Origin of the sequence: Psychrobacter sp. UBA2769 (assembly GCF_002352555.1) — a bacterium.
Taxonomy (GTDB): domain Bacteria; phylum Pseudomonadota; class Gammaproteobacteria; order Pseudomonadales; family Moraxellaceae; genus Psychrobacter; species Psychrobacter maritimus.
In genome coordinates this window covers 109,242-123,413 of the sequence record NZ_DEIR01000015.1, presented here as the reverse complement: position 1 = coordinate 123,413, position 14,172 = coordinate 109,242, and the positions used below count along the sequence as shown (strand labels likewise).

General features: G+C 43.0%; 7 protein-coding genes. 5 read left to right on the top strand and 2 right to left on the bottom strand.

Annotated features, from left to right (window positions below; all coding sequences use genetic code 11):
- Nucleotides 1-19: 19 nt before the first annotated feature.
- From B3Q63_RS07335 to B3Q63_RS07315, 5 genes are all read left to right on the top strand, one after another.
- On the top strand, nt 20-6,289 hold the full coding sequence (locus B3Q63_RS07335; protein ID WP_296175328.1) for a DNA repair ATPase: 6,270 nt from the start codon (nt 20-22) through the stop codon (nt 6,287-6,289).
- Nucleotides 6,290-6,512: 223 nt separating this feature from the next.
- Nucleotides 6,513-6,683: a DUF2256 domain-containing protein gene (locus B3Q63_RS07330; RefSeq protein ID WP_010196547.1), complete on the top strand. Its 171-nt coding sequence runs from the start codon at nt 6,513-6,515 to the stop codon at nt 6,681-6,683.
- Between the two features lie 51 nt (nt 6,684-6,734).
- Nucleotides 6,735-6,884, top strand: coding sequence for a DUF2256 domain-containing protein (locus B3Q63_RS07325; protein ID WP_296175325.1), 150 nt, complete (start codon nt 6,735-6,737; stop codon nt 6,882-6,884).
- A gap of 463 nt (nt 6,885-7,347) precedes the next feature.
- Nucleotides 7,348-8,409 carry a type II toxin-antitoxin system RnlA family toxin gene (locus B3Q63_RS07320; protein ID WP_296175323.1) on the top strand — a complete coding sequence of 354 codons (1,062 nt, stop codon included), beginning with the start codon at nt 7,348-7,350 and terminating at the stop codon, nt 8,407-8,409.
- Between the two features lie 3 nt (nt 8,410-8,412).
- Nucleotides 8,413-8,721, top strand: a complete 309-nt coding sequence (locus B3Q63_RS07315; protein ID WP_296175320.1) for a type II toxin-antitoxin system RnlB family antitoxin — start codon at nt 8,413-8,415, stop codon at nt 8,719-8,721.
- 143 nt (nt 8,722-8,864) lie between these two features.
- Here the strand turns inward: B3Q63_RS07315 and B3Q63_RS07310 are convergent, their stop codons facing one another.
- Together B3Q63_RS07310 and metH are read right to left on the bottom strand one after the other, a co-directional pair.
- Nucleotides 8,865-9,794 (bottom strand): bile acid:sodium symporter family protein, encoded by a 930-nt coding sequence (locus B3Q63_RS07310; protein WP_296175318.1) that lies wholly within the window; start codon nt 9,792-9,794, stop codon nt 8,865-8,867.
- A 208-nt stretch (nt 9,795-10,002) separates the two neighbouring features.
- On the bottom strand, nt 10,003-13,659 hold the full coding sequence (metH, locus tag B3Q63_RS07305; RefSeq protein WP_414706324.1) for a methionine synthase: 3,657 nt from the start codon (nt 13,657-13,659) through the stop codon (nt 10,003-10,005).
- Nucleotides 13,660-14,172 lie beyond the last annotated feature (513 nt).

Genomic DNA, 14,172 nt, shown 5'->3' with positions numbered 1-14,172 from the left:
ATAAAATGGACGAGCAACGATGGCGGATACGCAAAACGCAACCAATCCAAATAATACCAATAGCCAGAACCAATCCGAGCAAGCGGATCAAGCGGTCGCCTCAGGCAATGCTTATGAGCTTATTAAAAAACGTCTCACTGAGCAGGGCGCTCGTCTAGAGCAACAAACTGCCAAGCTGAATAATGCGCGCTTGCAAGAGTTTGGCAGTACCCAAATGCAAGTCATCGCTCGCACCCGCATTCGCACCGAATATAACTGTGTGGCGCAAGACATGGTGCAAGTCGGTGATTATATGCTATTCGGCTACAACGTCTTTATGGGGCTAAAGCGGGCGAGTAATATCAAGGATGTGCTCTCACTATATCGATTGATAGATCCTGCTAAAAAAAATGACGATGATAATAATAGCGAAAACGTTGTTGATACTGATAACGGGGCAACTACAGCAAACGCCCAAAGCACTACCGATAACAATAGCAGCGAACATACTGACCAAGAATATCAGCTGGAAGAAGTGGATCTAAAAAATACCTTTTTAGATCAAGAGGCATTTGTCCAAGATTTTAACGAGCTATATCGCTATTACAAGCAGACACGGTTAATTCAGCTGACTGTCAAAGACAGTAAGTTGCTATTGGCCTTTCAAATTGGCGAGCGTATCACCGATATTCGGGTGTTTCGTTTTGCCCTAGATTTTAGCCAAGGCATACCAGAATCTGCCCAGATTGTTTACGTAGACAATCGCGGCGAACGTGATATCGATTTGCCTCCTGCTTACGATTTTGATTGGGTAGATACCACGCGTGATCAGATGATCAATGGTAAACATCCGCATATGAATATCTTAGATACCATATTTGTGGAAACTATTGGTGGCGATTTGACCATTAAGATTGAGGATAACACCCAATCAGGGCAGGGTATTTATAGCGAGCCTGTGAATGACCGCACCCAGTCGTTGACTGACGCTGAAATTGCTTATGCCAAAGTTGGCAGTTTAATACTGCTGAAAATACTGCCGTATCGCGAAGACAGTTATCGTTATTTTGTTTATAACACTTTGACCGAAGTGGTACTGCGTTTAGATGCGATAGGACAGTCGTGTGTGCAGCTGCCTGAGGATCACGGTATCATATTTCCGGGTGGTTATTATCTGCAAACGGGTGAGTATAAGCTGTTCGATGCCAATAATGTCGGTGCTAAAGACTTAAAATTTAAACGTAAAATCGTATCGCCCAATGGCGAAGATGTGTTGTTTTTATTTTATGACGTTGCTTTAGGTATCACAGGATTATTTCCTTATAATCTTATCAAGAAACAATTGGCAAATCCTATTTACTGCAATGGTATGGCATTAGCTGATAATGGGCGTTTAATGCTGTTTAGTGATCAAAGTGAACCATCACGCATTCACCCGATGCAGATATGGCATACACCTTATGCGTCGCCTGAGTATGTCAGTGAGTTGCCTGAAAGTACCAGCTTTTATGGCAAAATTGGTAATAAAGAGTTGGTGCGCGGTATCTCCGATCTCTATAGTATTACTCGCCTCATTGATAATCAAAGCGTGTCACAAAAGCTCTATGAAGAATTGGCTGACAATAGCAGTCGTCTCTTTGACAGTTACTATTGGCTGTCTGAGCCTGAGCTTAACGAAGTCGCCAGTAGTATTAAGGAAGTAACGGCAACGGCTGAATTGGTCATAGATGAATTCGCCAAAGTACAAAGTATCCAAAAGCAAACCCAAACAGCTTTGAGTGATGCTGACACGCAGCAAAACGAGATTTTGCGGCAGATACGCGTCACTACTTTTGAGTCTGCCAGTGATTATGTGGATCAGCTTTCAGCACTAAGACGCCAAAAGGGCCGATTGGTCAGCTTGGAAGATTTACGTTATTTAGATAGCGATAAGCTACAAGCGTTGCAAAAGCAATTAGAAGAAGCAGAGAGCGAACTTGCCGAAAAAACCGTGCTTTTTTTAAGTGGTGAAGAGGCTCTATCAAGTTACGAAGGCATATTAGCAGACGTCAGTGAGCGCTTAAACACCGCCGAAACCAATGCTGAACTAAAACCTGTACTAGAAAAAATTGATGAAACAGCGCAAGGGTTAGATCTATTGACCGAGCTGCTGGGTACGTTGAATGTAGCCGATGCCACAGTACGCACGAAAATCATCGATGACATATCGACCATTTATGCGAGCTTGAACCAAAGCAAAGCCAAGCTCAATCATAAACGCAAAAACCTAGGCTCAGCTGAGGCCATTGCGCAATTTGGCGCGCAGTTTAAGCTGTTTGGTCAGTCGATTGCCAATGCCTTATCCATTGCCAATACACCTGAGAAATCAGACGAGCAAATGGCAAAGCTATTAGTGCAGTTAGAAGAGCTGGAAAGCCAGTTCGCTGATCCGGAGACCAATAGCGGTGATCGGTTTTTAGCCGATATCATCAGTAAACGTGAAGAGATTTACGAGACCTTTGAAAATCATAAACAGCAACTGCTCGATGCCCGAAATCGCAAAGCACAAAACTTAGGCGATGGTGCGCTGCGGATGCTTGAGAGTATCAAGAAGCGCACGCAAAGCACTGGCGTTACTGGATTTACAGAGGAAGAGGCGTTAAATACCTATTTTGCCTCAGATGGTCTGGTACAAAAGGTACGTAACATCGCAAAAGAGCTGCAAGCAATGGGCTTTAGCGTCAAAGCCGATGACATCGATGCGCGCCTAAAAGCCATTCAAATCGAAAGCTATAAGAGTCTAAAAGATAAGTCTGATTTGTTTGAAGATGGCGGTCAGATAATCAAGCTGGGCAAGCACCGTTTTTCGGTCAATACTCAGCCATTAGATTTGACCTTATTGAGCCGTCAACAGTCAGATGGCACACGCGTGCTGAATTTGCATCTAACGGGTACCGACTATTATGAAGTGCTTAATAATACTGAGCTGAACGCCTTGCGCCCGTATTGGGACATGAATATCGCTTCCGAGTCTGACAAGGTGTACCGCGCGGAGTATTTGGCCTATAGCATTATCGAAAGTGCTAAGAACAGCCAAGATGGATTAACCGAAGAACGTTTATATCAAGCATACGATGCGACTGTCATTACCTTAGATGTTAATGGTGACATTGATAACGACAGTCCATTGTCTAAACTGGTCAAAGCTTACGCTACCCCTCGCTATCAGCTTGGCTATGACAAAGGCATTCATGATCATGATGCTACGCTATTATTGATGCAAATACTGCCGACATTGCGTGAGGCAGGGCTTCTGATTTATACCCCGCAAGTACGTGCCTTGGCGCAGTTGTTTTATTGGCAGCTAAATATCGTACAAGCGCTTGGTTTGGATAGCTTACGTCAATTTGGTTATGAAAAATGGTTGAATGAATCTGTGCTGATGCGCGCAAATATCTGGACAGATAGAGCCACTACCGCTGAGCAACTGCGCCGTGCATTGGGCAGTGACACTGCGAAGTCTTTATTGGTCGAGGACATGAGCCAAGTAATGCGCGACTTTGTTACCGCTCATAATGATGACAGTGCTAGCGTTGATAAAGGCACTAGCAAGCAGTCATCATCAAAGCTTGATTCAGAACTAGATTCAAATACCAGTGATGTTCATAACGCCAACATTTTCAAACCAAGCTACGTTCAGCTTGCTTGTGAATACTTGGTGAGCGTCATGGGGCAGTCAGCGGAATCAAGTGCAGGCGCGCATAGCACAATAAACTGGCAAACCAGCCAACAAGCGCAGCAGTTGTGTGAGCAGCTAAGCCAAACATTGAATAGTGCCTCAGGCAGCACGCAAAATACGGCCAGTTTTGACCAACTACAATCTTCTATCAGTAAGCTTGGCTTTCAACCCAAATCAGCCTATGAGCTACTAGCCACATGGTTTCATGCACTACTTGATAAGAATTATGGTGGTACTGAGTTGGCTAACGTATTAGCTGATGGCACGGATGAGGCAGGCGAGGCACTCAGTGAAGAGCAGCTTGCTGAGAGTAAGGAAAAAGATGCGCTACGCAAGCAACAGCTAGAGAGTGGCCGTCATTATGTACCCGAAGCCATTGCCGTCTTACTTACCCAGTTAAATGATGCTCAGCGTGAAGCTTTGGTGCAACGACTCATTGATTCAGGTGCTAGCTTTGATAAAAGGGCTTTTAATAAAGGGCAAGGTAGTAAAAAAATAGATAATCAAGGTACAAGTGGCACATCATCGGCCTTGTCATTTTCTTCAATCACCTCATCAACGCCTTCGCTGACCAGTATTAACAACCCACTTAATCAAGCGCAAAGCTTCGAGCGTCGCATAAGTAAGGTCTCGCTTGAAATTCAAGTCAATAATTTGCTAGGTGAGCATGAGCGCATTCATCAGCAAACCTTAACCTTTGCCGTCGATGATTTCTTAAGTCGTCTGCATCATCACGACATCCAAGTCATTCCGGCTTATAAGCGCTACCTAGCCCTGCGCTCAGAGATTTTAAATACATCAAAAGAAACGTTGCGACTTGATGAGTTTATGCCGCGTCCGTTATCCTCATTTGTACGTAACCGTCTGATTAATGAAAGCTATCTGCCGTTAATCGGTGATAATCTCGCCAAGCAGATGGGCACGGTTGGCGAGGATAAGCGTACCGATTTGATGGGTATCCTGATGATGATATCGCCGCCAGGTTACGGTAAAACCACCTTAATGGAGTATGTGGCAAATCGTCTTGGCCTTATCTTTATGAAGATTAACTGTCCGTCACTCGGTCATGATGTGACATCTTTAGATCCCGAAAAAGCGCCCAATGCCACCGCCCGCGAAGAGCTGAATAAAATTAACTTAGCCTTTGAGATGGGTAATAACGTCATGCTTTATCTCGATGATATTCAGCATACCCATGCAGAATTTTTGCAGAAATTCATCTCACTTGGCGATGGTACACGCCGTATCGATGGCGTCTGGCAAGGCAAGACCAAGACCTATGATATGCGTGGTAAAAAGTTCTGCGTGGTCATGGCGGGTAACCCATATACCGAAAGTGGCGAAGCGTTTAAAGTACCTGATATGCTTGCCAACCGCGCCGATATCTACAATTTAGGCGATATCATGAGCGGTATGGAAGAGATATTTGCCCTCAGTTATATCGAAAACTCGCTCACCTCAAATGCGGTATTAGCGCCCCTTGCCAACCGCGATTTGAGCGATGTACACCGCCTCATTAAAATGGCCAAAGCCGACAATGCCAATCTTGCCCAAGCGCAAAGCAGCGAGCTGACCTATCCATATAGCACCTCAGAGATTAATGAGATTATTGCTATCTTGCGCCATATGTTTACCGTGCAAAAAGTTATTCTCGATGTTAACCAAGCCTATATTGCGTCCGCCTCACAAGATGATAAATATCGCGTCGAGCCGATATTTAAACTGCAAGGCAGTTACCGTAATATGAATAAGATGACTGAAAAACTCTCGGCAGTCATGAATGAGAACGAGCTGAATCAGCTGATAGATGATCATTATCTAGGCGAGTCGCAGCTATTGACGCAAGGTGCAGAAAGCAATCTACTGAAGCTCGCTGAGATACGCGGTGAATTGACTGAGGCAGAGGCTGCGCGTTGGGCGCAAATCAAGGCTGACTTCTTACGCAATAAAGCCATGGGCGGCGAAGACGGTGATACAGGCGCGCGCATTGTCGCTCAATTGGTCGACTTGGCGAGTGGTTTTAATGCTATTAGTAGTCAGTTTGAAACGTACCTCACGCAAAATAATCCAGAGCAAATCGCTCGCTTACGAGAAGCAGGACAGCAAGCCCAACTCGATAACCAGTTGGAAGCACAGAAAATCCTTGCCGATAGCGTGATCAGCAATGCCAAGGTCGTCAGCGACAGCATCGATAATGGCTTTGAGAAAAGCGTGAGTCAATTGCTACAAATATATAAGCACGACCATAAAGTGGAAGGCGAGTATCTCAAGCAAAACCAAGACGTGCAAAAAGCGCTGATGGCACAGCTAGTCGATTCGATTGAACAAGTGGCGCAAAAAATGGCTGATAGCTTATCTAATAGCTTAACGGAAAGCCTAATCAACAGTGATAAGAGTCAAGCGATAGATAGTGATAGGCCTGATATTCATCAGCAGACCGCGCTGATAGCAAATGCGCTCAAAGAGGCGCTTGCACCACTCAATATGCGTATGGATGAGAAGCTGGCGATTGATAGCAGTACCGATCAATCTGGTAAGCTAATCGTCAATAGTCTCAACAGGCTAAACAAAATCTTTGATGATTATGATTAATAGCTATGATTAATTATTAAAGCTTATGAGCAATGCTGATGATTAGCATTTATGAATAGCACTATAAATAGGGCTTATGATTAAGAGACAGTGGTAATATAGTTGGCAACAGCTAATTTGGATACAATGACAGCGAGTAAAATTGCTACAAACAGTAGGTTAAGCAAGACTGACACCGTATCCGATGGTAGTGAATCGACTATATCAAACAAATGAGAAAATTATGGCGCACAAAAAGAAAAACGTCCGCAAAAAACTTTGCCCTGTCTGCGAGCGCGAGTTTAGCTGGACTAAAAAACTGGATAAAAACTGGGAGAGCATGGTCTATTGCTCCGACCAATGCCGCCGGGTGAAAAAGTATGAAGGGCTGGATCATCAAAAAGAAGATAAATAGGCAGTAAACATTAACTATAGATATTAGATATACGGCACAAGGGGGCAGATGATGGCACATAAAAAAGTAAATTTACCGCAAAAAACTTGCCCCGTCTGCCAGCGCCCGTTTACGTGGCGTAAAAAGTGGGAGAAGGATTGGGAGCAGGTGATTTACTGTTCTGAGCGGTGTCGGCGGGGTAAAAAGCATGATCGACTTTAGGAGATGTCAATCGTAGGATTTAGCTACAAGCTATGATTGCTATAAGGTTCGTAGCCTAAAAAAATTACCTACTCAGCCAAAGAAAACAGCCGCTTTAATCTACTTACCCAAGCCATATATCTCCTGTATTTTGGCTAAATCACCTATTTGATACAATGGTAATAGGCATTCAAATGTTAAAGTTCTAGCATAGATTTTTCGAAATAAAGGTCGTGGTTTAGAGTTCAAATACTGATGCAAGTTGAAGGTTTTCAGTTAGTTAAGTATAGGGGTGACTTCAGTTTATTTAGATCAATCTTATATATATACAACTTAATTCTGATAGAATAGCAGAGGTACTCAAGTTACAAGTGAAGAAATTCACTGAAGAGTAAGTTTTTTGAGTAACCTTATTGTGATCTATATCAAACTTACATTTTACTAGCAATATAGCTAGAGAACTTATATTTAGATGGAAAAGTATATGAGTTTCAAGAATCTTAATCTAAGATTGTCTGACTTAGACAGTTGTATAAGCGAATACTGCAAAGAACAAAATATAAGATATGAATTAAAAAATCAAAGTACTTCGAAGAAATATTATGAAATTTCGAGATCAGGTCAAGAGCCTGCCAAACTAACAGTTCATCTTAATAATAAAGGTACAACTACACTTCAACATTCTCAGGGTAAAAACCCCGAGCTGAGCTTGCAAGTTGCTGAACACATACGTAGCAAGCTGTGTGAGTTGGAAATATCTAGTTTGAATATGGCTATAGCTGGTATCGATGAAACCTTAATCGTACTTATAAGAGAGCAAATAGAAGCAGTTAGAGAATCAAACAATATAATAATTAAAGAAATAGAAATAAATGGAGGTGTGCAACTAGTCTTGGAATCGCAGTTCTATCAAGATAAATTAACGATTTCTTATTACAAAAACACTAAGAGACTACAAATTCAGGGAAAGCCTTTATCTTGCTATAAGGAAGTTGCCTATGCATTGACTACAGAGCTTGACCTAGACACGTTAAGTAGAATACTTTACAAGAAAGATGAAGCTGACGGCAATACTATTAGACCTGAAATGGCTATAGAGTCAGTCAAAAATAACTTGCCTCATGCTTATGATAAATTACCAAAATTGATTCAAGACTTATTGGTTTCTAGTAACTGTATTAAATCGGCTTCTCCAGAATTACTTGAATACTCATTATTGACTTATGCTGAGTTGAGATCGTTAGAAGGTGTAATTAAAACACATCTTTCAGAAAATGGAATAGTACAACAACCTAGAAATGTAGGTGAAATATTCAAGTTAGATAATAGAAAAAAGGCAATTGGGTTAAGTGAAAATTACGAGAACTTATATTCTGGCAATAAGATGAGTGAAGTTCTTAAAGCTTACTCTTATTATTATCAAAGAAGGCACTCTCTTTTTCATATTGAGCAGTTTGCGGAATCAACATCAACTGTAACTACACTTGACGGAGCAATAAATATTTGCAATAAAGTCTATAATCTTATTGAGGATATTTATAATTAAGATATGTTTAAATTAGCATTTTATAAAACAAGAGAAAATAGTGATATAGTTATCTGTTCAGGAGATGACTATGTTAATCTTTTTTCATTGTTGAAAGATATTAAAGAAGAGTGGGACTCTGTTTCTAAAGGAACTCCCAAAAGATTTCTTTTTGACTTATTTTTGACTAATGGTAACGACTCAAATCGCTTTGCATATTTAGACTATGATGGTCGAAATTTCATACAAAGTAGTTATAGAGTTGTGAGCCCCCAAGATTTAGATTCTGAATTGTTAGAAATACAGAACAATAAATATTTTGATTATGCTTAAAACTATAGATTCTATAGAAAGATCATTTTAACGGTATATTATTTTTTCAATAGCTATAGGCTAGATCCTATCGATTATTAAAATCAACTATTTTACCAACACTAAAACATCTGCCATTAAGCTTTAAGTGATAAATCTAACGCTTACTTCGCATCTCTCTTAGCAAAAATATTCGCAACCAACGCACCACTAAAATTATGCCATACACTAAATATCGCACTAGGTAAGGCAGCGACAGGGTTGAAATACGTCGCCGCAAGGGCAGCGCCTAGACCAGAGTTTTGCATGCCCACTTCTATCATAATCGCGCGGCGTTGTTTCTCCGTAAAGCCGGACAAGCGAGCGATTACATATCCCAAGGTATAACCCGTCATATTATGTAATGCAACCACGATAAATACGATAGCACCGCTGTCTAGAATAGTCGCTTTAGACACGGCCACCACTGCCGCGATGATAATAGAGATACCCAATACCGACACCATCGGTAATACCTCGGTGACGAACTCGATCTTTTTACCCAAAAACCTATGAAAGATAACACCTAGCAATATGGGCAAGATGACGATTTTCGTAATGGTTATCATCATACTGGCCAAATCGATATCAATCAGCTGACCCGCAAAAACACTGAGCAGAATAGGGGTCAGAAAAGGTGCAAGTAGGGTAGAGATAGAGGTAATCGCCACACTCAAAGCCACATCACCTTTGGCTAAGAACGTAATCACGTTACTAGAAGTGCCACCAGGACAACAACCAACCAAAATCACACCCACTGCTATTAAAGGATCAAGGTTGAAAATGACCGTTAATAGGTAAGCAATCAGAGGCATTAGCGTGAACTGTGCTAATAGCCCAACCAGTACAGGCTTTGGTCGTTTAACAATCTCTAGGAAATCTTCCGTTTTGAGCGTCATGCCCATGCCAAACATAATGATGCCAAGTATGGGAACGATTAAAAAAGCCAACGAGGCAAAAAATTCAGGAAAAATAAATCCCAAAACAGCACTGATCAATGCCCAGATTGCAAAAGTTTTGCCAATCCAACTAGAAAGTAATGCAATCTGATTCATAGCCTATCTCACAAAGATAATAATAATAGAATAGACAATAATCTAGCATGGTTATTGTTAGCAAATGATGAAAGTATTTTGCTATTAACGTAGCGATAAGTTTGCTGATGGTAGGCAAAATAGAATGCCATAAAAAATGGCTTACTTATATTAAATAAGTAAGCCAAAAAATAACTATCAGGTTTCTATAACTTGATTAGCCAATCCACTACAAATTCGGATTCAACCACTTCTCAGCAGTTTTCATATCCCAACCTTTACGCTCAGCATAACTCTCTAACTGATCGGTGCTGATTTTACCGACGTTAAAGTATTCACTCTCAGGATGCGAGTAGTAGAAGCCACTGACCGATGATGCAGGCCACATCGCATAGCTTTCGGTTAAAGTTGTGCCAATCGCATCTACCGTACCGAGCCAGTCAAACAATTTGCCTTTTTCGGTATGTTCAGGGCATGCAGGGTAGCCAGGCGCTGGGCGGATACCGACGTATTTTTCTTTAATCATCTCATCATTGCTGAGCGACTCAGTCGGCTGATAGCCCCAATACTCTTTACGAATCAGCTCATGTAGATGCTCAGCAAAGGCTTCAGCTAAGCGGTCAGATAATGCCTGCACCATGATGGCATTATAGTCGTCACCAGCGGCTTTATACTTTTCCGCCAATGCTTCTGTCCCAACGATTGAGACCGTAAAGCCGCCAAGATAATCGGTATGAGCTTCCGATGGCGAGATAAAATCTGCTAAGCTAAAGTTTGGCTTGCCGCTGGCTTTGTCACTCTGCTGACGCAAATGCTCAAATTGATATTCTGCTGTGCCGCCCTCAGTCGGTGCTTTATCATAGACGGTGACGGTATCGGCACCGGTACGACGGGCTGGCATGAGCTTAAAGACGCCTTTGGCAACGATTAACTTCTCATCAATCATTTTTTGCATCAAGTCATTAGCATTATCAAACAAATCACGCGCCGCTTCACCAACCACCTCATCTTGCAAGATTTTTGGATATTTACCAGCAAGTCCCCAAGAGATAAAGAACGGCGTCCAGTCGATATAAGGCAGCAGGTTAGTGATGGGGTAATCATCAAATATCACTTGTCCGAGCTTATTAGGTGCTGGCGGTACATAGTTGTCCCAATCATCTTTAAAACCAAGCTCTATTGATTCAGCATAGGGTATTTTTGCCGCTTTCGGCTGACGCTTAGCAAGGCGCTCACGTACTTTGATGTATTCTTCGCGCGTCTCATCGATTAAGCCTTGACGGTGCTCTTTGGATAGCAGCTTAGTCACTACGCCAACTGAGCGTGAAGCGTCCGATACATAAATGACGGCATCATTTTGATATTGTGGTTCGACTTTAACTGCCGTATGCGCTTTAGAAGTCGTTGCCCCGCCAATCATTAAGGGTAGGGTCATGCCGCGCTCTTGCATTTGCTTGGCGACATAGACCATCTCATCGAGGCTTGGGGTAATAAGACCTGATAGCCCGATGATATCGACTTCCTCTGCGATTGCCGTATCAAGGATTTTCTCACAAGGTACCATCACGCCCAAATCGACGATATCGTAGCCATTACAGCCAAGTACCACGCCGACGATGTTTTTGCCGATATCATGAACGTCACCTTTGACCGTTGCCATGAGGATTTTACCTTTCTTTTCGCCCTCGACTTTTTCGGCTTCGATATATGGGTTCAACCACGCGACCGATTGCTTCATGACGCGCGCAGACTTCACCACTTGCGGTAAGAACATTTTACCGGCACCAAATAAGTCACCGACGATATTCATACCGTCCATGAGCGGTCCTTCGATAACTTCTAGCGGTTTGGGATATTTCTCCCACGCCTCTTTGGTATCGGCATCGATAAAGGTCGTGATACCTTTTACTAGCGCATGAGCAATACGTTCTTCGACCGTGCCTTCGCGCCATGACATATCGACGGTGCTGTCTTTTTTCTTACCGCCATCTTGATAGCTTTCAGCGATGGTCATCAGACGTTCGGTGGCATCTTGACCGCTCTCGCCTTGGTTGCGGTTGAGCATGACATCTTCGATGGCGTCGCGGGCTTCCTTTGGAATGTCGTCATATAACTCAAGCATGGCTGGGTTGACGATACCCATGGTCAAGCCATTTTGAATCGCATGATAAAGGAATACCGAGTTAATAGCTTCACGAATCGGGTTACCACGGAAACTAAACGAGACGTTAGAGACGCCGCCCGATACCATGGCGTTTGGTAAGTTTTCCGTAATCCATTTGGTCGCATTAATAAAGTCAGCACCGTAGTTATTATGCTCAGTGATACCGGTCGCAACCGCAAAGATATTGGGGTCAAAGATGATATCTTCACTCGGGAAGCCGACCTCATTAACCAAAACATCGTAGCTGCGCTGACAAATCTGAATTTTACGCTCGTAAGTATCAGCCTGACCGTCTTCATCAAATGCCATGACGATGACCGCTGCACCATAGCGCATACAAAGCTTGGCGCGCTCGACGAACTCATCATAGCCTTCTTTTAATGAGATAGAGTTGACGACGGATTTACCTTGGATACGTTTGAGACCTTCTTCGATAATGTCCCATTTTGAGGAGTCAATCATCAAGGGTACGCGGCTGATATCCGGCTCGCCAGACACCAAATTGACGAAGTGAATCATCGCTTGCTTGGAGTCGAGCATGCCCTCATCCATATTGATATCGACGATTTGCGCGCCGCCTTCGACTTGGTCGCGGGCGACATCCAGCGCTTCGGTATAAGCTTCGGTTTTAATCAAGCGTAAGAATTTCTTTGAACCCGTCACGTTGGTACGTTCACCGACGTTGACGAACAAGCTCTCAGGCGTAATGGTAAATGGCTCAAGTCCTGATAAACGGCAAGCAGGGGCGATTTCAGGAATGACGCGCGGTGGATAATTTGCCACCATATTAGCGATTTGGCGAATGTGCTCAGGCGTCGTACCACAGCAGCCGCCGACGATATTTAAGATACCCGCTTTGGCAAAGCCTTCAAGCAGTGCCGCGGTTTCTCTAGCACTTTCATCATACTCACCAAACTCATTGGGCAGCCCAGCGTTCGGATGCGCAGAGACATAAGTATTGGCAATATTTGATAGTGTTTGGATATGCGGACGTAGGGCATCAGCACCTAAAGCACAGTTAAAGCCAACTGATAATGGTTTAGCATGGCGAATCGAGTTATAAAATGCCTCAGCCGTTTGACCTGACAAGGTACGACCTGAGGCATCGGTAATCGTACCCGAAATCATAATCGGTAACTCAAAACCAATATCATCGAAGACGCCGGTTACCGCAAAGATGGCTGCCTTGGCATTTAGCGTATCAAAAATGGTCTCGATTAACAGGATATCGACGCCGCCTTCTATCAATGCTAGCGTCGCTTCGCGATAATTCAATACCAATTCATCAAAGGTAATATTACGAAAGGCGGGGTCATTAACATCGGGAGATAATGAACAGGTACGCGACGTCGGACCAATAACCCCAGCGACAAAGCGCGGCTTTTCTGGGGTCTTAGCGGTGTATTCATCAGCAGCTTCGCGCGCAATCTTGGCAGCGGTTTTATTTAGTTCTGGCACCAGATGTTGCATATTATAGTCGGCCATCGATAGGCGCGTACCATTAAAGCTATTGGTCTCAATAATATCCGCACCGGCTTCCAGATGGGCAATATGAATCTCTTTAATCATCTGCGGCTGCGTGAGTACCAGCAAATCATTATTACCACGTACATCTTGCTCAATATCGGCAAAACGCTCACCGCGATAATCTGCTTCCTCGAGCTTATAGTTCTGAATATGCGTGCCCATCGCCCCATCTAACATCAAAATCCGCGACGCCATCTGCTCGGTGATACGAGCGCGCGCGTTCTGTTGCTGCGCCTTATAAGGAAACACAGCCGGCGGCGTGAGAATAAAGTCATTAGCCGTGTTTGATGCATTAGCTATATCTGCATTAGCTACATCTGTATAGCTATCAGCGGAAGAAGAGGTCGGTGATGTATTAGTCTTTTGAGTCATAGGAGCGCTGCTTATAGAGTCAAGATAATAAAGGGAAGGAGGTAAAGTTGTTCAATATTTTTTAGGGTTAGCTTGGTAAATTAGCTTAGTAATAGAATAGGGCGTTTAAATCATATACTTCATAAAATAGCGGCTTAAAACCGATAAGAAAATCTGGATTATTCTAGCATGAAATGCCTATGAATCACGGGATTGTGCTTATTCCGCTTTGGCAAAACCATTGCAGCCATCGCATTTAGACATATTTGATATTTGGCGTTTTACAAATGGCTTTATGATTAAACCTACCATGATGCATGCATGATAGCTTTAGATTCTCTTGTATTGATTCTCTTG